Genomic DNA, 23,728 nt, shown 5'->3' with positions numbered 1-23,728 from the left:
ATGATTTCACGCCCCCGGAGGCTGGACGGCCCGTCCCTGAAGGTGGGCCGGTCCCGTCTCCGGCATCCTGGTGTCGGACCCGCCCGACTGCTTCTTGGCCTGCTTGGCCGACCGCGACGCCTTCATGGCCGCCTTCTTGCTCTTTCCGGAGACCTTCGCGGCCTTGCCGGAGTCCTTGGAATCCCTGCTGTCCGTCATCGTTTCCCCCGTGATGCTCGACGGATGATGCCCATGACCAGGCATACAGAGCCTTAGATACCCCTTCCGGACATCGGCCACCCGCGACCCGCCGGTCGCCGGTCGCCGGTCCGCCGTCGGGTCCGCCGTCGGGTCCGCGGCCGGTGCGCCGTCCGTGACCGTCGTGCGGGACCGCCGTCCGGGGCCGCCGGCCGGGGCCGCCGGCCGGGGTCGCCGGAAATCCGGTTGCCGTCGTACGCGGACATGTCCCAGCATGAAGGCATGTTCCGGCACGCCATTCTCGCGACGCCCGCCACCGCGGGCGCGTCCGGGCGTGCCCTGACTCCCGCCGCCAGGCGGCTCGACGGCGCGGAGCGCCGACCCTTTCCCGTTCGTCCCAGGTGACCCGGCGGGGAGGGGTCGGCCGAGCACGGGTCGCCGTCACGGACGAGCGTCGGGAAAGACAACGATCATGGCCAAGCAGGCCTACGTGCGGACCAAGCCGCACCTGAACATCGGCACGATGGGACACGTCGACCACGGCAAGACCACGCTGACCGCCGCGATCACCAAGGTGCTCAGCGAGCGGGGCGGGGCGGCCTACGTCCCGTTCGACCGCATCGACCGGGCCCCCGAGGAGGCGGCCCGGGGCATCACCATCAACATCTCGCACGTCGAGTACGAGACGGCCACGCGCCACTACGCGCACGTGGACATGCCCGGCCACGCCGACTACGTGAAGAACATGATCACGGGGGCGGCGCAGCTCGACGGGGCGATCCTGGTGGTCTCCGCGCTGGACGGGATCATGCCCCAGACCCGCGAGCACGTGCTGCTCGCGCGCCGGGTCGGCGTCGAGCACGTCGTGGTCGCGCTCAACAAGGCCGACGGGGCCGACCCGGAGCTGGCCGACCTCGTCGAGCTGGAACTGCGCGACCTGCTCGACGAGCACGGCTACCCGGACGTGCCCGTGGTCCGGGTCTCCGGGCTGCGGGCGCTGGCGGGCGACCCGGAGTGGACGGCCTCGATCGAGGCGCTGCTCCAGGCGGTCGACGACCACGTCCCGGTGCCGGTCCGCTACACCGACGCCCCGTTCCTGCTGCCGGTGGAGAACGTGCTCACCGTCACCGGCCGCGGCACGGTCGTCACCGGGGCGATCGAGCGCGGCACCGTCGGGGTCGGCGACACCGTGCAGGCCGTCGGGCTCGGCGAGGGGTTCACCGCGGTCGTCACCGGGGTCGAGACCTTCGGCAAGACCATGGAGCGGGGCGAGGCCGGGGACAACGCGGCGCTGCTGCTGCGCGGGATCCGCCGCGAGCAGGTCCGGCGCGGCCAGGTGCTGGCCGCGCCGGGCAGCCAGAGCGCCCACCGGCTCTTCACCGCCACCGTCCGCCTGCTGACGGCCGCGGAGGGCGGGCGGAGCACCGCCGTCACGACCGGGTACCGCCCGCAGTTCTACCTGCGGACGACCGACGTGCCGGGCCGGATGGACCTGGGCGGCACGGGCCCGGCGCTGCCCGGCGAGACGGTGCAGGTCACGGTCGAGCTGGGCGGGCCGGTGGCGCTGGAGGCCGGGCTGGGCTTCGCGATCCGCGAGGGCGGCAGGACCGTCGGCGCGGGCACGGTGACGGCCCCGCTCGACTGAACGGCCGTCCTCCCCGGCGCCGGGTCGCCTCCCCGGCGCCGTGCCGTCTCCGCGGTGCCGTGCCGTCTCCCCGTGCCGGGTCGTACCGGCTCGGGGGGACGGCACGGTTCACGACGGCACGGTTCACGACGGCGGCGAGGGGAGGCGGGCGGGCCCGTCCGGATCTACCGGCCCGTTGGAATGTCGAGATCGTACCGAAGGCTGGGAATCGCCCGAACCACGGTCACGAGACCCTTCCGGCTCCCGGAGCGGGCATGATCCCGTGTTCTGATCGCCTCCAGGAAAAGAAGGGGTAAATCAAGGCCCTCGGAACGGATAACGATCTTCACGATTGGGCAGAACGTCCGCACACGGCTTGCGTTCCGGGGAGGTGCCGCATGGCCTGGTCGCAAGACGAAGAGCGCATGCTGCTGCAGATCGAGCGCTACCTCGTCGATGAGGATCCGCGGCTCGCGGCTCGCCTGGAGTCGTTCAACGAGCGCGTCCAGCGCAACGAGCGCGGCGGACGCAGGCGTGCCCCCAGGAAGCGGCGCGGACGCCCGTCGGCGCGCCTGCGCCGGTCCACCGTCATCATCATGTTCAGCTGGCTGCTGATCGCCACCCTGATCGCCACGCTTCTGATCATGGTCCTGCGTCACGAGGCCGCCGCGGCCCTTCCGTTCTGACCGCCCTCTCCCGCCCCGGCGGGACCGGAGCACGGCGGGACCGGAGCACGACGGACACCGCGTACGACAGGGCCCTCGGCTCAGCCCAGGGCACGCAGGAAGTCGGCCGCCACCGGAGCGGCGACCGCGCCACCGCCCGACCCCTCCTCCACGATCACCGCGAAGGCCAGGTCCCCGCGGAAGCCGATGAACCAGGCGTGGGTCTTCAGATCGTCCTGGGGCCCGTACTCGGCGGTCCCGGTCTTGCCGCGGGTGCCCCGGGGCAGGCCCGCGTCCTCGGCGGTGCCCTTGGTGACCACGGCGGACATCATGCGGTGCATGTCGGGCAGCACCCCCTCGGGGAGCGCCCGCGGCTCCACCGGCTGCTTCAGCGAGGGCACCAGGGTCGGCGGGCGCCAGGTGCCGTCGGCCAGCGCGGCGGCGACCGAGGCCATCAGCAGCGGGCTGGCCGTGATGCGGCCCTGCCCGAAGGACTCGGCGGCCAGCTCCGCGTCGCTCTCGGCCCTGGGGAAGCTGCCCTTGGCGGCGGGGACGCCGATGTCGAGCGGCGTGTTGAAGCCGAACAGCTCCGCGGTGTCCACCAGCCTGTCGGCGTCCAGCCGTTCCTTGGTCAGGGGGGCGAAGGTGGTGTTGCAGGAGTGGGCGAAGGCGTCCGACAGCGACACCGAGCCGTAGGCGGCGTGGTTGGAGTTGCGGATCGGCAGCCCGCCGACCTTGACGTCCTTGGGACAGGTGACCCGGTCGCCGGGCTTCATCCCCTCGCCCAGCAGCGCCACCGCGGTGACCGCCTTGAAGGTCGAGCCGGGAGGGTAGTTGCCGTCCAGCGCCCGGTTGAAGCCGCCCACGTTGTTCACCACCGCGAGGATCTCACCCGACGAGGGCCTGATCGCGACCAGCGACGTGGTCTTCTTCAGGTCGCGGACCGCCTCGACCGCGGCCCGCTGGACCCGCATGTCCAGGCTGGTCGCCAGCGCCTCGCCCGCCTCGCCGTCGATCTCGCCCACGGTCTTGACGGTCTTGCCGTCCGCGCCGACCAGCTCGATCCCGGTGTCCGGGGTGCCGGCCAGGCGCTTCTGGAACCTCTGCTGCAGCCCGCTCGCGCCGACCGCGTCGCCCACCCGGTACGGAGCCCCCAGCTTGGCGACGTGCTTGGCCGTGGCCTTCTCCAGGTACCCGGCGAGCTGCTGCACCGAGCCGCCCACGTCGGCGCCGTCGATGCGGTCGCCGTCCGCGGAGGTGATCGCGGCCCGCTCCGGCCACTTCGTCCTCAGCGCGAAGGCGGTCGTCCCGGTCAGGTCGGGATGGACCGCGCGCGGCGACCACTTCACCCGCCAGTGCCGGTCGACGACCGCCAGGTCCACGGCGCCGGAGTAGCTCCACTCGCCGACGTCCTTGAGCTTCAGCGTGGCGGTGTACGCGGCCTGGCCGACGCCGTCCCCGGTCTCGCGCACCCCGTCCAGCCGCACCACGGTGCCCTGCACGCCGAGCGCCTTGCGCATTTTCTCGTACGTCGTGTCGAACGCCGGGTCCGGCGTCCCCAGCTGGGCGCGCATGCCCGCCAGGTCGCCCTTCTGCCAGGCCCGGACGAAGAGCTCCGCGGTCTCCTGGGGGGTGCCCCTGGTGTGCAGGTACCACCATGCGCCGCCCCCCGCGGCCCCCGCCACCAGCACGACGGCCGCCGACGTGATCGCGATCGTTCTGCCCCGCGCCACCTGATCCCCCCGTTCGTCGCGCTTCGGTTCTCCGAAGGGGGCAGCCTAGCGTGACGGTGTGACATCCGCCGTTAGATGATCATTTGCCCTGTGCGCGACTCGGTGCGTAACTCGGCACGTACTCCTGGCCGGAGAGCTCCTGGATCGCCGCCATGATCTCGTCCGTGACGGCGCGCCGGTCGCGCGCGCTCCGCTCGGAGCCGCTGAAGGTCATCGGCTTGCCGATGCGGACGTTCACCCTGCCGAGCCTGGGCCTCGTGGCGCCGATGGGCAGCACCTTGTCCGTGCCCTCCATGGCCACCGGGATCACCGGCGCGCCGGTGGCCAGGGCCAGCCAGGAGACGCCGACCTTGCCCCGGTAGAGGCGGCCGTCGGGGGAGCGGGTGCCCTCCGGGTAGATGCCGAACAGCTCGCCCTTGCCGAGCACCGCCGCCGCCGCGTCCAGCATGTCCTGGGCCGAGGTGGGGCTCTGCCGGTCGATGCTGATCTGACCGGTGGCGCGCATCCACAGGGCGGTGACGGGGTTGCCGGTGAAGTACTCGGCCTTGGCGACGAAGCGCACCTGACGCTTGAGCACCAGCGGCAGGAAGGTCGAGTCGAGGACCGAGAGGTGGTTGGAGGCCATGATGGCCGGGCCCGTGACGGGAACGTGCTCGTGCCCGGTGACCGTGGTCGGCCAGAGCAGGTGCAGGACCGGAGCGCTGACGGTCTTGGTCAGGCGATAGAGCACAGGCTCTCCTCATGGGACGGGTTCACAACCCTAAGCGGTGGTCCCGCGGGGGACGGTTGTGCGTACCCGCACAAGCGGAGCTCCCGGCTTTGTGGCCATCCTCCAACGCCCAGGCCCTTACCTGGGCGAGCAGGGCGAAACCTCCCGTCGGCCGGAACCCCCTGGGAGCCGGCTGGAACCCCGCGGCCCCCACCCGGGCACCAAAGAAATCCCGTAGGCCCTCCAGGGGCGTCCAGGAGCCCCTCAGGGGCCGGAGAACGGCCTCGGGACGGCCCGGAGCGAGCCGGGCAAGAGCGGTCGGGGGCCCGAGGGAGGGAGCCGGGAAAAAGAAACGCCCCGCGAGCCTGTACGAGCGCTCGCGGGGCGTGACGTTTAGTGCCGATGTGGCGGTCGCCTCCTCGGCGAGAGGCACAACACGGCTCCAGCCGAACGGTATTCCGTGAAGGCGGTAATTTGCGGCCCGGGGGACACAAACCACATCGGCACGCTTACTCTAACCGACCCTCACCGCCGGTTATTCCGCTTCGGGGTCATCGGCGTGTCCAGTGCGGCTGCGCGACCCCGGCCACCCGCAGGTCACGGCCCTTGAGGGCCACCTCCGCGAACTGCCAGAGAATCGCTCCGGTGGGCGCGTGGATCACGATCGAGGGCCCCAGGGGCATCTGCAGCAGGCTCCGTCCCTCCTCGTCGATCCGCCAGCGGGGCACCCCCGGGGCCAGGAACCGCTCCAGCGGCACCCGGTGCACCGAGGCCACCTCGTACGGATCCCCGCGGGGCCGCTGCCGCCCCCCGAAGGCGACCACCGGAGTGATCACGAACCCCGAGTCGGTGACGAAGTCGTCCAGCACCCCGGCCACCTCCACCCCCCGTACCGAGACCTCCTCCTCCAGCTCCCGCTCGGCCGCCGCCAGGGCGTCCTCACCGTCGTCGAGTCGCCCGCCGGGCAGCGCCCACTGCCCGGCGTTGCGGCCGTGCGCGGAGCGCCTGATCACGATCGTGTACGGCCGCCCCGCCCCGTCCTGGAGCACGCAGACGGTGACCGCGGCGTGCCGCAGCCCCTCGGTCAGCGGCAGGGCGCTCCGCCGCCGGAACGCCGACAGGTTGGCGGCGATGCGCGGACGGAGCTCGTCGTAGCCGGGAAGAGCCATGGGCGCCACGATGACACACCTTGACACACCTTCCCGGGCCGGGCCGGGCCGATCGGGGCGGGCGCCGGGACGGGGGCCGGGACGGGACGCTCAGCCCGTGGACTCGCGGACGACCAGCTCGGGCTGGAACATGATCTGCCGATGGGCGTGCCCGGCGGGGTCGGCGCACTCGTCCAGCAGCAGCTCGGTGGCGATCTGCCCCAGCCGGTAGGTGGGCTGCCGGATCGAGCTGAGCGAGACCGCCGAGGCGGCGGCGAAGTCGATGTCGTCGTAGCCGATCAGGGCCACGTCGCCGGGCACGTCCACCCCCGCCTGGAGCAGGCCGCGCAGCACGCCGAGGGCGAGCATGTCGTTGGCACAGAAGATCGCCTCCGGTGGCCGGCCCTCGCGGAGCAGCGCCGCCGCCACCTCCTGCCCCGCCCGCGCGGTCATCGCGGCGGCCCGTACCGTGCGCAGGGCGGACCGCGGGTCCAGGCCCGCGTCGGTCAGGGCCAGCCGGGCACCCCGTTCCCGGTCCCGGCACTGGCGGACGTCCGGCGGGCCGGTGACGTGGCAGATCCGCCGCGCGCCGCGGCCGAGCAGGTGCCCGGCGGCCAGCCGTCCCCCGGCCACGTCGTCGACGCTCACCGAACACTGGCCGGGCCGGTGGGCGGGATGGTCGAGGAGCACCACGCCGATGCCGTGCTCGCGCAGCCCGTCGAGCCCGCGGGTGTCCCCGCCGGAGGGGGTGATCAGCACCCCGCGTACCCGGTGCTCGGCGAACACCCGCAGGGTGCGCTCCTCCTTGGCGGCACCGCCCGCCGAGTTGCCCAGGATCACCGCGTAGCCGAGCGCGCCGGCGGCGTCCTCGGCCCCGGCCGCCACGTCGGTGAAGAACGGGTTCCCGATGTCCATCACCGACAGGCCGATGGTCCTGCTGTGCCCGGCGCGCAGCGTCGAGGCCGAGCCGTGGCGGACGAAACCGAGCTCGCGGATCGCGCGGGTGACGCGTTCCCGGGTCGGCGCCGCCACCCGCTCGGGCCGGTTCAGCACGTTCGAGACCGTGCCCGGAGAGACCCCCGCGGCCAGGGCGACCTGCTTGATGCCGACGTCGCCCACCCGTCCTCCCGGCTCCGGCAGATATTAAAACGTGTCATCCCGTCGGGCGAGACCCTACCCAATCGTGCTCGCGGGCCCCTGACCTGCCCTGCCCGCGCTACCGGCGTCACCCCTCGGAAACGAGCACGTCACCCCCATTGACAGCCCTCGGCGTACGGGATTAGCGTCCGCTCATTACTCTAAAACGTTTTTAACGCGGAGGAGGTGGGTGCGGTGGCCGCACCGGGCGAGGGGGAGGCCGCCCCCGGACCGCCTTCCGCGGAGCCGTCCCCCGGACCACCTGCCATGTCCTCCCCGGCGGTTCCCCCGGTGCTGGCGCTGGCCGGGGTGAGCAAGGCGTTCGGCGCCGTACGGGCGCTGCACGAGGTCTCGCTCGACCTGTGCGCCGGTGAGGTGCACGCGCTGGCCGGGGAGAACGGTGCCGGGAAGTCGACGCTGGTCAAGATCCTGGCGGGGGTGCACCGCCCGGACGGCGGGCAGGTCCTGCTGGACGGCGAGCCGGTGGAGTTCTCCGGCCCGGCCGACGCCCAGCGGGCGGGCGTGGCGGTGATCTACCAGGAGCCCACGATGTTCCCGGACCTGTCGGTCGCCGAGAACATCTTCATCGGCCGCCACCCCAGGGGCAGGTTCGGCCGGATCGACCGGGCGGCCATGCGCGCCCGGTCCGCGGAGCTGTTCGCCCGGCTCGGCGTGGCCCTGGGCCCCGAGCAGCCGGCCCGCGGCCTGTCCATCGCCGACCAGCAGCTCGTGGAGATCGCCAAGGCCCTGTCGCGGGACGCGCGGGTGCTCGTCATGGACGAGCCGACCGCGGCGCTGTCCGGCAACGAGGTGGCTCGGCTGTTCGGCGTGGTCGAGGCGCTGCGCGAGCAGGGATGCGCGGTGCTGTTCATCTCGCACCGGCTGGACGAGATCTTCGAGCTCTGCGGGCGGGTCACCACGCTGCGCGACGGCACCTGGATCGCGAGTGAGCCGGTCGCCGGGCTGACCCACGACGAGCTGGTCCGCCGGATGGTCGGCCGCGACCTCGGCACCCTCTATCCCAAGCAGGAGGCCCGGGTCGGCGAGGTGGCGCTGAGGGTCGACAGGCTCACCCGTGAGGGCGTGTTCACCGACGTCTCCTTCGAGGTGCGGCGGGGCGAGATCGTCGCCCTGGCCGGGCTGATCGGGGCGGGCCGGAGCGAGGTCGCCCGCGCGATCTTCGGGGTGGACCGCCGGGACGTCGGGACCGTCGAGGTGAACGGCAGGAGGCTGCCCGCCGCGTCCCCGACCGCCGCGATGTCCGCCGGTCTGGCCCTGGTCCCCGAGGACCGGCGCCGGCAGGGCCTGGTGATGGGCCACTCCATCGAGCGCAACATCGGGATCACCGGCCTGAAGCGCCTGCGCCGGGGCCCGCTGGTCTCCCGCGCCGCCGAGCGCGACCGGGCCCGCGACTGGGCGATCAGGCTCCACCTCGGGTTCGGCCGGCTGTCGGACGCGGTCGACGTGCTCTCCGGCGGCAACCAGCAGAAGGTCGTGCTGGGCAAGTGGCTCGCCACCGACCCCGAGGTTCTCATCGTCGACGAGCCCACCCGGGGCATCGACGTGGGCACCAAGGCCGAGGTGCACCGCCTGCTGTCCCGGCTCGCCTCCGAGGGGCTCGCCGTCCTGATGATCTCCTCCGACCTGCCCGAGGTGCTCGGCATGGCCGACCGGGTCCTGGTCATGCAGGAGGGACGGCTCGTCGCCGAGATCCCGCGGGAGCGGGCCACGGAGGAGAACGTCATGTCGGCGGCGACCGGGAGGGCCTCGTGAACGACCGCGGCGGGGACGTACGGCCGACGGGGACGACCTCGTGAACCGCGACGGGCCGCAGGCGCGGCCGGCCGGGGAGCACGCCGCGGACGACGGCGGGCCCGCGGGGAAGGACCTCGCGAACCGCGCCGACCGGGACGCGCCACCGGCGGGGGAGGACGGATGAGCGCCGTCACCGCGCAGCGGAGCGCCCGCGGCCTGGTCGACCTGGTGCTCCGGGCCCGGGAGCTGAGCATCGTGGCGGCGCTGGCCGTCCTGGTGGCGGTGACCGCGAGCACCAACGCCGGCTTCCTGTCCGGGCAGGGCCTGACGGACATCTTCCTCAACGCCTCGATCCTGGTGCTGCTCGCCGTCGGCCAGTCCGTCGTCGTCATCACCCGCAACATCGACCTGTCGGTCGGCTCGGTCGTCGGCCTGGTGGCCTTCACCGTCGGTGACCTGCTCTCCGCCGGTCACGGCGGGGGCGTCACCTTCGCGGTGGTCGCGGGCGTGGCGATCGGCGCGCTCTGCGGCCTGGTCAACGGCCTGCTGGTCAGCTTCGGCCGCGTACCGGCCCTGGTGGTGACCCTGGGCACGCTGTACGTGATCCAGGGCGTCTGCCACTACGTCGCCCACGGGCGGCAGATCAACGCCGTCGACCTGCCGCGCTCGCTGCTCTCGCTGGGCAACGGCTCGGTGCTCGGGGTCCCGTACCTGCCGGTGATCGCCGTGGCGGTGATGCTGGCCGTCGGCCACCACCTGCGCTCCTACGCCTCGGGACGTGACCTCTACGCCATCGGCTCCAGCCCCGAGGCCGCGAGCCTGGCGGGGGTGCCGGTGCGGCGACGGGTGATGGGGGCCTACCTGTTCAGCGGCGCGCTGGCGGGACTGGCCGGGGTGCTCTGGCTGTCGCGGTTCGGCACGGTGGTCGCCGACGCCGCGGGCGGCTGGGAGCTTCAGGTGGTCGGCGCCGTCGTGGTCGGCGGGGTGGCGATCACCGGCGGGGCCGGCACCGTGTACGGCGCGGCGCTCGGCGCGCTGCTGCTCACCACCATCACCGGCGCGCTGGTCGTGCTCAAGGTCAACCCGTTCTGGCAGCAGGCGATCACCGGGGCGCTGCTGCTCCTGGCGATCAGCGTCGACCGGCTGCTCGCGCTGCGCGTCGCGCGGGTTCTGCGGAGGAGGAACGCCCGGCATGGCTCCTGAGGTGAGCACCGCACGCTCCGGTCCCGACGGTCCCGACGGTCCCGACGGTCCCGGGGACTCCCGGGACGCCGGGGACTCCCGGGACGCCGGGGACTCCCGGGACACCCGGGACGGCGCCGGCCGGCTCTCCACCGCGCGGGCGGACCGCGGCCCGTCCGGGCGCCTGCTGCGCTGGGACGTGTTCGTCGGGCTGTTGCTGGTGCTCGTCCTCCTGGCGGGCTCGGCCGGGTCGCCCGGTTTCGCGAGCGCTGGCAACCTGTCGTTCGCGCTGGGCGACCTGGGGGAGATCGCGCTGATCGCGCTCGCCATGACCATGCTGGTGGTGGCCGCGGAGGTGGACCTCTCGGTGGCCTCGGTGCTGGGCCTGTCCAGCGCCCTGCTGGGAGCCCTCTGGGACGCCGGCTGGGCGATCGAGACGATCATCCCGCTGGTGGTCGTCGTCGGGGCGGTCTGCGGGCTGGTCAACGGCCTGCTGGTGACGCGGCTCGGGCTGCCCTCGCTGGCCGTCACCATCGGCACGCTGGCGCTCTACCGGGGCCTGGCGTACGTGGTGCTGGGGGACCGGGCCGTCGCCGAGTTCCCGCGGGGCTACACGGAACTCGTGGTGGGCGACGTGCCCGGCACGCCGATCCCGTACCCGGTGGCGCTGTTCGTCCTGCTGGCCGCCGTGACCGGCGTGGTGCTGCACGCGACGGGTTTCGGCCGCTCGCTGTTCGCGATCGGCGCCCAGGAGGAGGCCGCGCGGTTCGCCGGGATCCGGGTCAAGCGGATCAAGCTGATCCTGTTCGTGGTCTCGGGCACCGTCGCCGCCTTCGCCGGGGTGATCTTCACCCTGCGGTACGGCAGCGCCCGGGCCGACAACGGGGCCGGGCTGGAGCTGGCGGTGATCGCCGCGGTACTGCTCGGGGGCGTCGACTTCGACGGGGGCAGGGGGACCCTCGGCGGGGTGATCGCCGGGGTGCTGCTCATCGGCCTCCTCCGTAACCTGCTCATGCTCAACGACGTGGCGACCGAGATCCAGTCGATCGTCACCGGCCTGCTGCTGATCGTCTCGGTGATCACCCCTCGTCTCCTGGCGGTGTTCGCCCGGCGCAGGCGGGCGCCCGCACCACCCGCCCCCTTGTGAGGGCCCGAGGGCCTCGGCAGGGCCCGAGGGCCTCGGCGGCCTGACGCCCGGGTGCAGGCTCAGGAGCGGCCGCTCAGGGCCCTCGCGCCCGGCGTGTCCTCCCGGGGAGCCGCGGACGGGGCCGGGGCCGGGGACACCGCGGGCTGCGCCCCCCGGCCCTCCGTCGACATGGACGTCGACGTCGACGCCGCCGTCCGCGCCGCGGCCTCCGTCGTCACCTGCGAAAGGGGCTGCGCCTGTGGTACGGGCTGCGCGTGCGGGACGGGCTGCGCGGGCGAACCGGGCCACGTGTCCGGGACGGGCTGCTCCTGTGAGACGAGGGCGGGGGCGGCGGAGGTGCCGGGGCCGACGCGGACGGCCGACTCCGGGGTGCGCTCGCGCACGTCCTCGCTGCGGATCGCCATCACGGCGGGCGGGCTGCCCAGGTCGCCGTACCGGGCGGTGACGGCGGCGGTGATGGCCCGGCCCGCGTCGGCCACCGTCTCCCTGGCCGAGCCCGGAGGGTGGGCGGCCGACAGGTGACCCAGCAGCGCCGCGAACCGCAGCTCCTCGGTCGCCACGACGGCGAGCCCGTCGTCGGACGGCGGCAGCGGCCGATCCAGCCAGAACACCCCGCCGCGCAGCAGCGCGGGGTAGGTCACCTCGCCCCGCTGCAGCGTGCGCACCGAATCGACCAGCAACTCCCCGAACTCCGTCAGGTCGGTGTCGGGCGGCAGATCGGTAGTGACCAGCAGCGAAACCCTGAGCGCGTCCACCATGAGCGGCTATCCCTCCTCGAGATGGCTCATGGTAAAGGTCGCCACCGACAGTTACGGCGTACCCGGCGGACCATGGTGAGATCCGGGGCCGATCCGGAACCGGCCCGGGGTCGTTCCCGGAGGCGGGACGGGACCGATCCGGGCCGGGACACGGGCGTGCGGCGGCGCTCAGAGCGGCTTGGGAGCGGGCAGGGTGATCCTGTCGACCGCCTCGCGGCGGCGGCGTTCGGGGCGCCGGTCGTAACGGGCCGTGGTCGCGGGGGAGGAGTGGCCGACGAGGGCCTGCGCGGTCGCCAGGTCCACCCCGGCGTCGAGCAGCTCGCCGATGAAGGTCCGCCGGAAGTCGTGCGGGGTACGGGCCGCGGCCCCGGCCTGGGCCAGGCGCCTGGCCAGGATGTCGGCCACGGCCTGCCCGGTCATCGGCGCGGGACCGCCGTCCCGGGTCCGCAGCCGGCCGAGCCTGCTGATCGGGCAGAACAGGGCGCCCGCGGGACGGCCCCGTACGGCCAGCCAGCGTTCCATCCTGGCCACGGCCTCGGTGGTGAGGTAGACCAGCCGCTCCTTGTCGCGCTTGCCGCGTACCCGCAGCGACCGCGACCCCGGGTCGTAGTCGCCCAGCGCGAGCCCGGCGATCTCGGCGCGACGGCAGCCGGTGGAGTACAGCGCCGCCAGCAGGGCCGCGTCCCGGGCCCCGGCCGGGGAGTCGTCCCGGTCGCACGCGGCGAGCGCGGCTCCCACCACCTCCGGCGGGACGTGCTGGCCGGTGGGCAGCCGGGTGTGCTCGACGGTCGGCAGGTCGGCCGCGCGCTGGTACTCCTCGGCGGTCATCAGGCCCAGCCGCCAGGCCTCGCGCAGCACCCTGCGCAGCGCGACCAGGTGCTTGTTGACGTACGAGGGGGACCAGCCGCGCTCGGTCATCAGGGCGCGCAGGCGCACGGTGTGCTCGTAGCGCAGCAGGTGCCAGGGCCGTCCCGCGCCGGAGGAGACCTCTCCGCCGGAGACGAGGGCCGCGAGCCTGTCGAGGCAGCCGCGCATGGTGCGGCGGGACTCCACGCTGGTCAGCGAGTCCAGGTACACCCGGTAGGGGTCACGGGCGGGTTCGAGGACGGGGCTCGGCGAGGCGGGGACGGCTGGCACGCTCACCGGGCCGACCCTACCGCGCCCGGTGAATCTACATCGTAAAGGGGGTGGCATGTGAAAGGACGGGCCACCGAGGGGTTCTCCGAGGCGGGGCGGCCGGGCAGGATCGCATCATGACGAACGGAGAAGTGACGGCGGTCAGCCGCAGCGCCACCCACACCTTCGGCAAGGCCGTCGAGCCCGCGATCCGGCTGCTGGCGGGGCTGGGCGTGGAGGGGGACGCGCACCTGGGGGTCACGGTGAAGCACCGCTTCCGCGTGGCGCAGGACCCCACCCGGCCCAACCTCCGCCAGGTCCACCTGATCCCCGCCGAGCTCCACGACGAGCTGCGGCGGGAGGGGTTCTCCGTGGGTGCCGGAGAGCTGGGGGAGAACATCACCACCCGGGGCGTCGACCTGCTGGAGCTGCCGGCCGGGACGCTGCTGAGGCTGGGGGAGGAGGCCGTGGTGGAGGTGACCGGCCTGCGCACCCCGTGCAGGCAGATCGAGCGTTTCCGGACGGGCATGCTCAAGCGGATGACGGCGCGGACCGCCGAGGGCGCCCGGGTCGGCTGGGCCGGGGTGATGGGCGTGGTGACATCGGGGGGCGAGGTGCGTCCCGGTGACCGGATCGAGGTGGAGCCGCCGCCTCCCCCGCACCGCCGGTTGAAGGGGGTCTGACGCCGTTCCCGCCGGGCTCCGTTCTCGTGCGCCCCCGGACCTCGGACGGGCCGGGCGTGGACCGAGGTGGGCCGGGTGGGCCGGGGACGGCGGAACGCCATGTCGGAGGCGGTGAGTCTGTGGTTGGCTGTCCGTAATGGACAACTCATCGCGGGCCTCCGCCTACCTACGGGCATATCACGACCAGCTCCGTGGACGGCCGATGCCGGGTCGCACCGCCGAGCGATTCGGGCCGCTGCTGCGGACCGTGTCGACCGGCCACGGCCAGGGTCTGCTGTCCTACCGAGACCTGGGCGGGCTCGACGGTGCCGAGCTGGACGGGGTCATCGCCCGCCAGCGGGACTTCTTCACCCGGGTGGGCCGGGAGGTGGAGTGGCAGTACCACGCCTACGACCTGCCCGCCGACCTGCCCGAACGGCTCGAAGCCGCGGGGTTCGAGCCGCTGGAGCGCGAGACGCTGTTCGTCGGGCAGGCCGCCGAGCCGGCCGGCGCCCACCCCCCGCCCGCCGGGGTACGGCTGCGGGAGGCGACCGGGCGCGAGGACCTGGAGCGCATCCGCGAGCTGGAGGAGACGGTCTGGAACGCCGACCACGGCTGGTTGCCCGGCATGCTGGAGCGCGAGATCGCCGGTCCCGGGGACCCCTGCACGGTGGTGGTCGCCGAGGCGGACGGGCGGGTGGTGTGCGCGGCGTGGGTGCGGTTCCACGAGGGCACGGACTTCGTCTCGCTGTGGGGCGGCTCGACCCTCAAGGAGTGGCGGGGCCGGGGCGTCTACCGGGCGATGGTGTCGTACCGGGCGGGCCTGGCGGTCGCGCGGGGTTTCCGCTTCGTGCGGGTGGACGCCTCCGGCGCCAGCGGCCCGATCCTGTCCAGGCTGGGCCTGGAGGCGATCACCACGATGACACCGTACGTGTGGGTGCCACCGACCCTCTGAGGCCCGCCTCCGCGATCCCCGTACCCTGCCCGCCGCCCTGCCCGCCGCCCTGCCCGCCGACCTGCCCGTGCGGGGCGCGGGTGCGCGGCCACGAGCGCGACCGGGACGCGGCGCGGCAGACGGCACGACGGCGTCACACGACGGCGTCACACGACGGCGTCAGAGGACATGTGAGGACACGCGATGAAAGGAGAGGAATGCCCGAGGTACTCGGCCGGCGCGCGCTGAACAGGGCCACGCTGGAGAGACAGCTGCTGTCGGCCCGCGCCGAGCTGTCCGCGCTGGAGGCGGTGGAGCACCTGTACGGCATGCAGGCACAGGCCCCCGACCCTCCCTACATCGGGCTGTGGAGCAGGCTGGCGGGGTTCGTCCCCGACGACCTCGCCCGGCTGATCAACGATCGCCTGGTGGTGCGGCTGGTGCTGATGCGCTCCACCATCCACCTGGTCACCGCCGACGACTGCCTGGTCCTGCGGCCGCTGATGCGGCCGGTGCTGGAGCGGGCCCTGCGCGGCAGGGTCCCGGCCGGGGTGGACCTGGACGAGGTGACCGCGACCGGTCGGAAGCTGGTGGAGGAGCGCCCGCTGACCTTCCGCGAGCTGGGGGAGCTGCTGCGGGAGCGGTGGCCGCAGGTTCCCGCCGCGGATCTGGTCGCCGTGGTGCGCAACACGCTGGCGCTGGTCCAGGTCCCGCCCCGGGGGATCTGGGGGGTGGGCGGGCAGGCCGCCCACACCACCGCCGAGGCATGGCTGGGCCGGCCCCTGGCGGAGCGGCCCGGCGCCGAGGAGGCGATCCGCCGCTACCTCGCCGCCTACGGACCCGCCACGGTGATGGACCTCCAGCAGTGGTCGGGCCTGACCCGGCTGGGAGAGGTCGTCCGCGAGATGGACCTGCGGGTCTTCGCGGCCGAGGACGGCGCGAAGCTGTTCGACCTGCCCGAGGCGGAGCGTCCCGACCCGGACACCCCGGTCCCGGTCCGCTACCTGTCGGAGTTCGACAACATGCTGATCTCGTTCGACCGGCGGACCAGGACCCGCATCTGCGACGAGGAGTACCGGGGGCGGATCTTCACGATCAACGGCATCGTCAAGGCGACGGTGCTCGTCGACGGTTTCGTGCGGGGCATCTGGAAGGTGACGCGCGGGCGGCGGGAGGCGACGCTGGAGGTGGAGCTGTTCGCCCCGGTGAGCGAGCGGGAACGGGCGGACCTGGAGGCGGAGGGGGCACGCCTGCTCGACGTCCTCGCCCCGGCGTCGCCCTCCCGCGAGGTGCGCCTGCACGACGCCTGACCGGTCCTCGGGGCCGCGAGAACGGGGTCGTCGCTCTTCTCTTCCCCGTGCCGGTGCACGGGGGCCGGTAAGGGACGGGGACGGAGTCCGGCCGGTCCCGTCCCGCCTCCGGCGCGGGCCCCGATCCCGGTCTCAGCTCCGGTCCGGGGCCCGGTCCCGCCGGTCGATGAGGTCCAGCAGCTCGGGGACGGGCATGCTCCCCGGCGCCCGGCGTTCGCGGGCGAACGCGTTCGCCACCCGCTGGAGGGTCTCGTTGACCGGTGCCGCCGTCCCGTGCAGCCGCGCCAGCAGGGTGATCTCCCCGTTGAGGTGGTCGGCCTCGATCGACCCCGTGCCCCGGGCCAGGCTCTGCCACGACGATCCGCCGCCCCGTTCGGTGCCCTCGACCTCGAGCAGCCGGATCCTGTCGCCCCGCACGCGCTTCTCCTCCTCCTCGCCGGTGTAGGCGATCCCGGCCGCGTCGAGCACCGCCCTGCCCTCCGCCACCGTGCGCCGGTACAGGCCGAGCAGGTCGTCCCCGTCGACCGGGCCGCAGACCGCCTCCAGGGAGTTGGCCAGGTTGGCCAGGAGCTTGGCGTACTTCCAGCGCATGACGTCGGGGACGACCGGCGCGAGGAACGCCGACGTCTCCAGGTCCGCCGAGATCCGCTCCGCGGTCCGGTCGGTTCCCGAGGGGTAGCGGCCGACGTGCAGGATCCCGGTCAGCGGCGACCCGAAGGCCGCGACCTTTCCCGGCTCCAGGTGCGTGGCCGGCAGCCAGACGCACATCCCGTACACGTGCCGGAACCGCCGCAGGGCCAGCCGCTCGTTCTCCACCGCGTTCTGCGCGCAGACCAGCGGGAGCTCCTCGCAGGCGGTGCCGCCACCGGCCACCGGCCGACCGGCCCAGCTCTCCAGCACGCCGGTGGTGTCCTGGGTCTTCACCGCCATGACGAGGACGTCACCGGGACGCAGTTCGAGGGCCTCCGGCCGGTCGACGGCCGGGATCGGCAGTGTGAGGGAGCCGTCGGGGACCGTGAGCCGCAGCCCGCCGTCGCGCAGGGCCGCGTGGTGGGCACCGCGTGCCACCAGCACGACCTCGTGCCCGGCGGCGAAGAGCCGCCCGCCGATCGCACCGCCGACGGCCCCCGCTCCGATGATGATGTATCGCATCGGCCGACCCTCGCACAGCCGGTGCCGCGGATCCAACCGGGCCCCCCGGGGGACGTCCGCGTCCTCGGGTGTCGTCCCCGGGCCGTCACGCCGGTCGTTCGGCGCGGGCGTCCGAGGCCGGTGTCCCGTGGGCCGGGCGGTCTCACCCGTGCCGTTCCCGGCCTCGTCATGGACATGCCGGAAGACCTCCGCTCTCAGTCCTGTCGTGGACGTGCCGGAAGATCTCCGTTCCCGGCCTCGTCATGGACGTGCCGGAAGAGATCCGCGAAACGTCAGCTCATGTCCCACAGCAGGCGGTAGTAGGCGATGCGCTCCGGGTCCGGGGCGATCCCGTACGCGTCGTACACGACGCCGTCGTACCCGGGGCCGTAGTTCCACTCCGTGCTCCATGCCGCGACCGCGAGGTCGGCCCACCGGTCGGCCACCCCGAGCGAACCGAGGTCGACGTGCGCGGCGAACGTGCCGTCGTCGTGCAGCAGCGTGTTGGGGACGCAGGCGTCACCGTGGCAGACGACCGGGCCGTCGATCGCGGGCGGCCGGCCGAGGCGCTCCCGTGCCTCGGCCGGGCCGAGGTGCCGGTGCTCGGGCGACAGGCCGGCCGCGCCCTCGCCGCCGGCGATGCGCCGGTCGGCGCGTGCGAGCCGCCGCTCGACGCTCCAGTCGTACGGGCACCCCTGCGCGGGCAGCGTGTCGTGGAGCAGGCGCAGCCCCCGGCCGATCGCCGCGGCCGCGGCCGCCGGGGCGGCGAGCCACCGCGGGTCCACCGCCGGGCGGCCGGGGACCGCTTCGGTGACCAGCCACGTGCCGTCCGCGTCCCGGCCGTGCTCGATGACGGGCGGGACGGTCACCCAGCGCCGCGCCCAGGTCAGGCGCTCGGCCTCGGCGGCGAGGTCGATCTCCGGGGTGCCGGTGGCGACCCATTTGGCGTACCTGGTGCGGCCGTGCCCGTCGTCGAGGCGGAACGTCAGCCCGCCGAGCTCGTTGCGCCACACCGGGGTGACGGTGTCGTCGCCGGCGAGCGCGAGGACGGCGGCGGGGACGGTCACGGGGCCGGTCGGGATCTCGGGGATGACGGGGAGGGCGGGATCGCTCACGCGTACATGATCCCCCCGGTGGGCCGGACGGGCGACAGGTTTCCCCGCCACGGGGGACGGCCTCCCCGTGGCGGGGCGCCGGTCCTCGCCGCGAAGGACCGCCGACCGATTTCAGGCCCCGCGCGACCCGGCCGTCGCCCGGTCGCGCCAGGCACCCCGGGCGGCGGCCTCGGCGGCGTACGCCCGGAAGCTCTTCGGGGCGCGCCCGGTCACCCGGCGCACCACCTCGCCGGGCTCGGCGTCGCCCAGGTTCCGCAGCGCGGCGTACGCCTCGATCTCGCCCAGCACCTCGGCAGGGGAACGGCCGATCGCCTCCTGCGCGTCCAGATACGCCTCCCGCGTTCCCAGGAAGCGCACCGGGTGCCCGGCGGCCCGGCCGACGATCGCCGTCGCCTCGGCGAACGACAGGGCGGCGGGACCGGTCAGCTCGTACCTCCGCCCGGCGTGGCCGGTCACGGTCAGGGCCTTCACCGCGACCGCGGCGACGTCGTCCGCGTCGACGAACGCCTGGCGCAGGTCACCCACCGGGAGCGCGAGCTCACCGGCCATGACGTCCTGGCGGAAGAGGCCCTCGTCGAAGTTCTGGGCGAACCAGGTCGGCCGCAGGATGGTCCAGGCCGTGCCGCAGGCGCGCACCGTCCGCTCGGCGGCCATCAGGCGCTCGTCGCCCATCGCCTCGATCGCCGCGGCGGACAGCAGCACGATGCGCCTGACGCCCCGCTCCACCGCCTGCGCGACGAAGGCCGGGTCGACCGCCACCCCGCTGGGCGCCATGAGGTACATCTTCGACACACCGTCCAGGACGGGCCCCCAGGTCTCCGGCAGGGTCCAGTCGAAGCGCACCCCACCTTCACGGGAGGCGGCGCGCACCGGATGCCCGGCGGCGCGCAGCAGGGCCGCCACCCGGCGGCCGGTGGAGCCGGTGGCCCCCAGAACGAGGACGGGTCGCTCAGTCATGCCCGCCACCCAACCAGTCGCCACCGACAAAAACCCGGCTCGTCACGCCGATCCGCCAGTCACGCCGATCCGCCAGTCACACCGGCCCGGCCGTCACATCGTCAGGCCGTCACATCGTCAGGCCGTCACATCGTCAGGCCGTCCCGCCGGAAGCGGTCCCTGCCCGATGATCCGCTCGCCGAGCCTGGCGAACAGCTGCGCGCGTACCTGGGGCGGCAGGGCGCAGCCGTGCGCGACGAGCGTGTCCAGCGCGGGCAGGTCCAGCAGAACGGTCCAGTCCCGGACGTCCTCGCAGTAGGAGACGTCCAGGTGGCGCAGGTCCTTCAGCGACTGCAACGGTGCCAGCGACCGCACCGGGGTGTTCCTGATCGACAGGTGCTCCAGGGTGCGCAGGCCCCCGATGCCGTCCAGGCCGGTCAGCGGTGTCTGCTCCAGGTCCAGCCGGGTCAGCGCGGTGAGGGCCGAGATGTCCTCGGGGACGCGGTGCAGGCGGCTGCCGGACAGGTCCAGCTCGGTCACCGCGGCGGGCGCGGCCAGGGCGGAGAGCAGCAGCGCCGGGGGCGGGAACACCACAGGCCGGGGCTGGGCGAGCACCGGTGAGCGTCCCACCGCCGCCTCCTGCAGGACGCGCCACCTGTCCACCGGGGTGCCCGGTACGCCGAGGCGGACGTAGCCCGAGGGCAGCCACGGCGCCAGCCGCTCGGCCACCACGTCGGCCCGGTCCCCGGCGCCGACGACCCCGGCCCGGAGCTTGCCGTAGTGCGCGTAGGCGTGCTCGGAGGGGACGAACAGGTCCGCCATGATGTCCCCGCCGGTGACCAGGACGCCGTCGCTGCCCGTGCAGAAGACGACCTCCGCCGAGAGGGTGCCCAGCACCAGGTGGTCCGCGGCGCTGTGGATCGCGCGGGCCCGCACGTCACCGGCCACCGCGAGGTAGCTCTCGGAGGCGTCGCCGTCGTCGAGCAGTCCCTCCACCGACAGGTGGCCGATCACGATGAGCGGTGCCTTGAGGTCGAGCCATCCGGGGACGTGGGTGTCGCCGAACCAGACGGTGGCCCGGTGCACGGTCCAGCCGGCCTCGGTCCGCTCCGCGCCGTCGGGGAAGGCCGGGGGCGTCAGGTCGGGGAACGCCAGCTCCCACGCCTGGGCGAACAGCAGGCCGTAGACGGGGGGCATGATGTGCTGCGGCCACTCCCGGACCTGAGCCGGGCGCCGTAACCAGGATCCGATGGAGTGCAGTTCCCGCGCGATGTCGCCGAAGTAGCCGAGCGCCTCCGCGCCCGCCCCTGCCTGTTTCTGGAGCACCGCCAGCGCGTCACCGAGACGCTCCGACGCCCCGAAGAAATGCTCTTCCGTCAGATCCATTCACATACCGTACTCATCGCGGCGAATCCACAGGACCGATCGGCCGACGCCCCGGACGGCGGGCGTGTCGGGAGGTACAGGAGGCGACCGTTCCGCGACGGAGGGCGAAGTGGATCTTCACGGGCGCCTCGGGTACCGTGCCCGGGGTTCCGGAGCACTCCGGCGCGGCCCCTCGGGCACGACCGTCACGACGGCCAAACACCGCCGCGACAGCGAAGGAAGGACAGACATGGAGGCCGGACATCACCGGACCCTGCGGTTGCTCGTCACCGGAGGCGGGACCGGTGGTCACACCTATCCCGCGCTGACCACCGTCACGGCCCTGCGGGACCACGCCGCCGCGCGCGGCCTGGACCTGGACGTGCTCTGGGTCGGTACGGCGACCGGCCTGGAGGCCCGTGTCGCGGCCGAGCACGGCATCGCGTTCCGGGCCATCAAGGCGGGCAAGCTCAGGCGCTCGCCCAACCCGCGCGAGCTGCTCACCAACCTGGCGGACATGTTCCGCATCCCGGTGGGCGTGTTCCAGGCCTTCGGCATCGCCGCCCGCTACCGCCCCGACGTGGTGCTGTCGACCGGCGGGTACGTCTGCGTGCCGCTGGGGGTGGCCTCGCGGGTGCTGGGCCGCCCGCTGGTGATGCACGAGCAGATCACCTCCCTGGGCCTGGCCAACCGCATCCTGTCGCGCTTCGCCCGGCGGATCGCGCTGACCCACCCCTCCTCGATCGAGCACCTGCCCGCCGGGGTGCGCGACCGGGCCGTCGTCACCGGCAACCCGGTCCGCCCCCAGCTGCTGCGCGGCAACGTCGACGCGGCGCGGCGTCACTTCGGGCTCACGCCCGACCTGCCGGTGGTGTACGTGACCGGCGGCGCCCAGGGGAGCCGGCAGATCAACACCATGATCGAGAAGATCCTGCCCGACCTGCTCGGCCGGGCGCAGGTGCTCCACCAGTGCGGACCCGGCTGGATCGACCAGCTCACCCGTACCGCGGACGCCCTGCCCGGGTGGCTGCGCGAGCGCTACCGCCCGGTGCCCTACGTCGGCGCGGAGCTGGCCGACGTGTTCGCGGTCGCCGACGTCGTGGTCTCGCGCAGCGGCGCGGGGACGGTGGCCGAGCTGACCGCGGTGGGCAAGGCGTCCGTCCTCGTCCCGCTGGTGCCCTCGGCCGCCGACGAGCAGCGCCAGAACGCCCGCTACCTGGCCGAGGCGGGCGCTGCCCGGGCCCTGCTGGAGAACGGTCCCACGGCCGAGCACCTGATGGCCGAGCTCGACGCGCTGCTGAGGGACCCGCGGGCCCGTGCCGCCATGGCCGGCGCCGCCGGTTCCCTCGGCCGCGTCGACGCGGCCGACACGCTGGCGCGGGTGCTCCTGGAGGAGGCGGGGGCCGGCGCCGGGGTCCGGTGAGGCGCCGGTGACGTCCCGGTCCGCGCGCGGACGTCCCCGCGCCCGGCCGACGCGGGGACGTGCCCCGCCGGGGAGACCTGGGGTGCTCTGACCCGCCCTATCCCGTGAACGAAGATTTACCGAACATGCCCCGGCTGCGCCGTGGCTCCCGGTGTGCACGCTGAGTAATCTGGCGACCGCGCCACGTGCGACGCGGTGACGCCGGGAACGTGGTACGGCGGGCACCCGTCCCGTGATCCTTCATGGAGGGTCACGGGCGGGAGCGCGCGGCCCCGCCCGGTCGCGATCGGCGGCCGGGTGGCCGGGTGAGGCCGGGAGGGCGTGCCTCTCGCCGTGCCCTCCCGTCACGGAATCTCATGCGGACCGCCCCGGAGAGGCAGGCTGAGCTGACTATGACCCGGCAGGAGAGACCCTCGCCCGAGGGGACCGGCGAGACCCACGACCGCTTCGCCGGCGCCCACGACAACGGGCCCGACGCGCTGGACGCGCCCGACGTGACCGGGGTGTGGGCCGGCACGTCGGGTTCCTGGGCCGAGACGGCCGACTCCCGTGACGACGCGTCCGACGTGTGGGCCGAGACGGTCGGTTCCCGCGACGACGTGACCGGGGTGTGGGCCGAGACGTCCGACGTCCGCGACGACATGCCGGGCGTGACGGGCGTGTGGTCCGGTACGTCCGGCGCCCATGACAGCGTGTCCGGCTTCTGGGCGGACACGTCCGGGTCCTGGGCCGGTGCCACGAGCCCTCGGACGGGGGAGCCGGACGTCCCGGCCGACCCGTTCGGCGGGAACCTGCACGCCGGTTACTGGACCGACGAGTACGACGAGGCGTCCGCGGGCGAGGCGACGGACCGTCTCACCGACCTGGTGGCCGAGCGGCTGGAGGTCCTTCCCGGGGACCATGTCCTGGACGTGGGCTCGGGGACTGGCAGGCCCGCGGTACGCATCGCCACGGCCCGCGACGTGCAGGTCACCGGGGTCACGCTCAGCGAGTACCAGGTGCGGCTCTCGCGGTCGCGTCCGGAGGCGGGCGAGGGCGTGGGCCAGGCCGACTTCCAGCTCGCCGACGCGATGTGGCTGCCCTTCGAGGACGACTCCTTCGACGCGGCGTACGCCATCGAGTCGCTGGCCCACCTGGAGAACCCGTCGGCGGCCCTGGACGAGATCGCCAGGGTGCTGCGGCCGGGAGGGCGGTTCGTGGTGGGGGAGTGGTACCTGCTGGAGCCGCTCCCGGGTGAGGAGATCGAACGCTTCGCGCGGAGCTTCGGCGTCCGGTTCCTGCCCACGGCCGACGACCTCTACCGGCGGATGGACCAGGCCGGACTGAAGATCGAGATTTTTCATGACATATGGGCGAACATCAGCCGGTCGTTCGGCCAGGTGGAGGAGGTCCTCCCCATGGCGGCCACCGGCCCGGCCGGTGAGGCCGCCGAGCGCCCGACCGCCCGCAGAGAGATGTACCGGCGTTTCGGCCAGATCCCGCAGATCAGCTACGCCCTGTTCACGGCCGTCCGCCACTGAGGGCGCCGGACCGCCGGTCCCGGGCCGCCCGGGACCGGGGCCGGTCGCGCCCGCAGGGCTCCATCGGGCTCCGCAGGGCGGTCCGGCCGGCTCGTGGACCGGCCGGGCCGACGGCCGAGGACCCGTCCTCGGCGTCCTCCGGAAGAGCGCGGGTCCCTCCCGGAGACCGGACGCTCTTCAC

21 protein-coding genes are annotated in these 23,728 nt (G+C 73.9%); 10 read left to right on the top strand and 11 right to left on the bottom strand.

What is annotated here, in order from left to right; genetic code table 11:
* Window positions 1–6: 6 nt before the first annotated feature.
* Window positions 7–198, bottom strand: a complete 192-nt coding sequence (locus ACIBCT_RS34115; protein ID WP_399195785.1) for a hypothetical protein — start codon at window positions 196–198, stop codon at window positions 7–9.
* A gap of 451 nt (window positions 199–649) precedes the next feature.
* On the opposite strand from ACIBCT_RS34115, the gene tuf reads away from it, so the two are divergent.
* Window positions 650–1,822, top strand: a complete 1,173-nt coding sequence (gene tuf / locus ACIBCT_RS34110; RefSeq protein ID WP_399195782.1) for an elongation factor Tu — start codon at window positions 650–652, stop codon at window positions 1,820–1,822.
* A gap of 377 nt (window positions 1,823–2,199) precedes the next feature.
* Window positions 2,200–2,487 (top strand): DUF3040 domain-containing protein, encoded by a 288-nt coding sequence (locus ACIBCT_RS34105; protein WP_399195780.1) that lies wholly within the window; start codon window positions 2,200–2,202, stop codon window positions 2,485–2,487.
* 80 nt (window positions 2,488–2,567) lie between these two features.
* On the opposite strand, the gene ACIBCT_RS34100 is transcribed toward ACIBCT_RS34105, so the two are convergent.
* The 4 genes from ACIBCT_RS34100 to ACIBCT_RS34085 form a co-directional block, all read right to left on the bottom strand.
* Complete coding sequence (locus tag ACIBCT_RS34100) at window positions 2,568–4,199, bottom strand: penicillin-binding transpeptidase domain-containing protein (protein ID WP_399195778.1); 1,632 nt, start codon at window positions 4,197–4,199, stop codon at window positions 2,568–2,570.
* Between the two features lie 79 nt (window positions 4,200–4,278).
* Window positions 4,279–4,929: a lysophospholipid acyltransferase family protein gene (locus ACIBCT_RS34095; protein WP_399195776.1), complete on the bottom strand. Its 651-nt coding sequence runs from the start codon at window positions 4,927–4,929 to the stop codon at window positions 4,279–4,281.
* A gap of 530 nt (window positions 4,930–5,459) precedes the next feature.
* Window positions 5,460–6,077, bottom strand: a complete 618-nt coding sequence (locus tag ACIBCT_RS34090; RefSeq protein ID WP_344897800.1) for an NUDIX domain-containing protein — start codon at window positions 6,075–6,077, stop codon at window positions 5,460–5,462.
* 90 nt (window positions 6,078–6,167) lie between these two features.
* Window positions 6,168–7,175, bottom strand: coding sequence for a LacI family DNA-binding transcriptional regulator (locus tag ACIBCT_RS34085; protein ID WP_399195775.1), 1,008 nt, complete (start codon window positions 7,173–7,175; stop codon window positions 6,168–6,170).
* A gap of 285 nt (window positions 7,176–7,460) precedes the next feature.
* Between ACIBCT_RS34085 and ACIBCT_RS34080 the strand changes: the two genes are divergently transcribed.
* The 3 genes from ACIBCT_RS34080 (at window position 7,461) to ACIBCT_RS34070 (ending at window position 11,277) form a co-directional block, all read left to right on the top strand.
* Window positions 7,461–8,966 carry a sugar ABC transporter ATP-binding protein gene (locus ACIBCT_RS34080; protein ID WP_399195772.1) on the top strand — a complete coding sequence of 502 codons (1,506 nt, stop codon included), beginning with the start codon at window positions 7,461–7,463 and terminating at the stop codon, window positions 8,964–8,966.
* Between the two features lie 162 nt (window positions 8,967–9,128).
* Window positions 9,129–10,151 carry an ABC transporter permease gene (locus tag ACIBCT_RS34075; RefSeq protein ID WP_399195770.1) on the top strand — a complete coding sequence of 341 codons (1,023 nt, stop codon included), beginning with the start codon at window positions 9,129–9,131 and terminating at the stop codon, window positions 10,149–10,151.
* Window positions 10,141–11,277, top strand: a complete 1,137-nt coding sequence (locus ACIBCT_RS34070) for an ABC transporter permease (RefSeq protein ID WP_399195768.1) — start codon at window positions 10,141–10,143, stop codon at window positions 11,275–11,277. Before ACIBCT_RS34075 ends, ACIBCT_RS34070 begins: the two co-directional genes overlap by 11 nt.
* A 59-nt stretch (window positions 11,278–11,336) precedes the next feature.
* Here ACIBCT_RS34070 and ACIBCT_RS34065 read toward each other — a convergent pair whose 3' ends face one another.
* Window positions 11,337–12,035, bottom strand: coding sequence for a hypothetical protein (locus ACIBCT_RS34065; protein WP_399195766.1), 699 nt, complete (start codon window positions 12,033–12,035; stop codon window positions 11,337–11,339).
* Between the two features lie 168 nt (window positions 12,036–12,203).
* The gene (locus ACIBCT_RS34060; RefSeq protein ID WP_399195764.1) at window positions 12,204–13,178 is read right to left on the bottom strand and encodes a tyrosine-type recombinase/integrase; all 975 of its coding nucleotides are present in this window, start codon (window positions 13,176–13,178) and stop codon (window positions 12,204–12,206) included.
* A gap of 110 nt (window positions 13,179–13,288) precedes the next feature.
* Between ACIBCT_RS34060 and ACIBCT_RS34055 the strand changes: the two genes are divergently transcribed.
* The 3 genes from ACIBCT_RS34055 (at window position 13,289) to ACIBCT_RS34045 (ending at window position 16,057) form a co-directional block, all read left to right on the top strand.
* Window positions 13,289–13,834 carry an MOSC domain-containing protein gene (locus tag ACIBCT_RS34055; protein ID WP_399195762.1) on the top strand — a complete coding sequence of 182 codons (546 nt, stop codon included), beginning with the start codon at window positions 13,289–13,291 and terminating at the stop codon, window positions 13,832–13,834.
* Between the two features lie 202 nt (window positions 13,835–14,036).
* Window positions 14,037–14,768: a GNAT family N-acetyltransferase gene (locus ACIBCT_RS34050; RefSeq protein ID WP_399195760.1), complete on the top strand. Its 732-nt coding sequence runs from the start codon at window positions 14,037–14,039 to the stop codon at window positions 14,766–14,768.
* A gap of 197 nt (window positions 14,769–14,965) precedes the next feature.
* Window positions 14,966–16,057: a winged helix DNA-binding domain-containing protein gene (locus ACIBCT_RS34045; RefSeq protein ID WP_399195758.1), complete on the top strand. Its 1,092-nt coding sequence runs from the start codon at window positions 14,966–14,968 to the stop codon at window positions 16,055–16,057.
* Between the two features lie 132 nt (window positions 16,058–16,189).
* Here the strand turns inward: ACIBCT_RS34045 and ACIBCT_RS34040 are convergent, their stop codons facing one another.
* From ACIBCT_RS34040 to ACIBCT_RS34025, 4 genes are all read right to left on the bottom strand, one after another.
* Window positions 16,190–17,209, bottom strand: coding sequence for a ketopantoate reductase family protein (locus tag ACIBCT_RS34040; protein ID WP_399195756.1), 1,020 nt, complete (start codon window positions 17,207–17,209; stop codon window positions 16,190–16,192).
* A 272-nt stretch (window positions 17,210–17,481) separates the two neighbouring features.
* Window positions 17,482–18,303 carry an aminoglycoside 3'-phosphotransferase gene (locus tag ACIBCT_RS34035; RefSeq protein ID WP_399195754.1) on the bottom strand — a complete coding sequence of 274 codons (822 nt, stop codon included), beginning with the start codon at window positions 18,301–18,303 and terminating at the stop codon, window positions 17,482–17,484.
* A gap of 111 nt (window positions 18,304–18,414) precedes the next feature.
* Window positions 18,415–19,260, bottom strand: coding sequence for an NmrA family transcriptional regulator (locus ACIBCT_RS34030; RefSeq protein ID WP_399195752.1), 846 nt, complete (start codon window positions 19,258–19,260; stop codon window positions 18,415–18,417).
* A 117-nt stretch (window positions 19,261–19,377) separates the two neighbouring features.
* Entirely contained in the window at window positions 19,378–20,625 is a 1,248-nt protein-coding gene (locus ACIBCT_RS34025) for a leucine-rich repeat domain-containing protein (protein ID WP_399195750.1), read from the bottom strand.
* Window positions 20,626–20,854: 229 nt separating this feature from the next.
* Here ACIBCT_RS34025 and ACIBCT_RS34020 point away from each other — a divergent pair, with 229 nt between their 5' ends.
* Both ACIBCT_RS34020 and ACIBCT_RS34015 read left to right on the top strand, forming a co-directional pair.
* Window positions 20,855–22,027, top strand: a complete 1,173-nt coding sequence (locus ACIBCT_RS34020) for a UDP-N-acetylglucosamine--N-acetylmuramyl-(pentapeptide) pyrophosphoryl-undecaprenol N-acetylglucosamine transferase (RefSeq protein ID WP_344896949.1) — start codon at window positions 20,855–20,857, stop codon at window positions 22,025–22,027.
* 392 nt (window positions 22,028–22,419) lie between these two features.
* A complete protein-coding gene (locus tag ACIBCT_RS34015; protein WP_399195748.1) occupies window positions 22,420–23,547 on the top strand; it encodes a class I SAM-dependent methyltransferase in 1,128 nt (375 codons plus the stop codon).
* The last annotated feature ends 181 nt before the right edge of the window (window positions 23,548–23,728 follow it).

It is taken from the genome of Streptosporangium sp. NPDC050855 (genome assembly GCF_044456585.1).
GTDB lineage: Bacteria > Actinomycetota > Actinomycetes > Streptosporangiales > Streptosporangiaceae > Streptosporangium > Streptosporangium longisporum.
This window is presented reverse-complemented; position numbering and strand designations above follow the sequence as displayed.

Excerpts from the sequence above, each read along its gene's own strand:
- ACIBCT_RS34115 (WP_399195785.1), bottom strand. The coding sequence starts at position 198 with ATGACGGACAGCAGGGATTCCAAGGACTCCGGCAAGGCCGCGAAGGTC.
- tuf (WP_399195782.1), top strand. The coding sequence starts at position 650 with ATGGCCAAGCAGGCCTACGTGCGGACCAAGCCGCACCTGAACATCGGC.
- ACIBCT_RS34105 (WP_399195780.1), top strand. The coding sequence starts at position 2,200 with ATGGCCTGGTCGCAAGACGAAGAGCGCATGCTGCTGCAGATCGAGCGC.
- ACIBCT_RS34090 (WP_344897800.1), bottom strand. The coding sequence starts at position 6,077 with ATGGCTCTTCCCGGCTACGACGAGCTCCGTCCGCGCATCGCCGCCAAC.
- ACIBCT_RS34080 (WP_399195772.1), top strand. The coding sequence starts at position 7,461 with ATGTCCTCCCCGGCGGTTCCCCCGGTGCTGGCGCTGGCCGGGGTGAGC.
- ACIBCT_RS34075 (WP_399195770.1), top strand. The coding sequence starts at position 9,129 with ATGAGCGCCGTCACCGCGCAGCGGAGCGCCCGCGGCCTGGTCGACCTG.
- ACIBCT_RS34070 (WP_399195768.1), top strand. The coding sequence starts at position 10,141 with ATGGCTCCTGAGGTGAGCACCGCACGCTCCGGTCCCGACGGTCCCGAC.
- ACIBCT_RS34065 (WP_399195766.1), bottom strand. The coding sequence starts at position 12,035 with ATGGTGGACGCGCTCAGGGTTTCGCTGCTGGTCACTACCGATCTGCCG.
- ACIBCT_RS34055 (WP_399195762.1), top strand. The coding sequence starts at position 13,289 with ATGACGAACGGAGAAGTGACGGCGGTCAGCCGCAGCGCCACCCACACC.
- ACIBCT_RS34050 (WP_399195760.1), top strand. The coding sequence starts at position 14,037 with ATGCCGGGTCGCACCGCCGAGCGATTCGGGCCGCTGCTGCGGACCGTG.
- ACIBCT_RS34045 (WP_399195758.1), top strand. The coding sequence starts at position 14,966 with ATGCCCGAGGTACTCGGCCGGCGCGCGCTGAACAGGGCCACGCTGGAG.
- ACIBCT_RS34040 (WP_399195756.1), bottom strand. The coding sequence starts at position 17,209 with ATGCGATACATCATCATCGGAGCGGGGGCCGTCGGCGGTGCGATCGGC.
- ACIBCT_RS34030 (WP_399195752.1), bottom strand. The coding sequence starts at position 19,260 with ATGACTGAGCGACCCGTCCTCGTTCTGGGGGCCACCGGCTCCACCGGC.
- ACIBCT_RS34025 (WP_399195750.1), bottom strand. The coding sequence starts at position 20,625 with ATGGATCTGACGGAAGAGCATTTCTTCGGGGCGTCGGAGCGTCTCGGT.
- ACIBCT_RS34020 (WP_344896949.1), top strand. The coding sequence starts at position 20,855 with ATGGAGGCCGGACATCACCGGACCCTGCGGTTGCTCGTCACCGGAGGC.
- ACIBCT_RS34015 (WP_399195748.1), top strand. The coding sequence starts at position 22,420 with ATGACCCGGCAGGAGAGACCCTCGCCCGAGGGGACCGGCGAGACCCAC.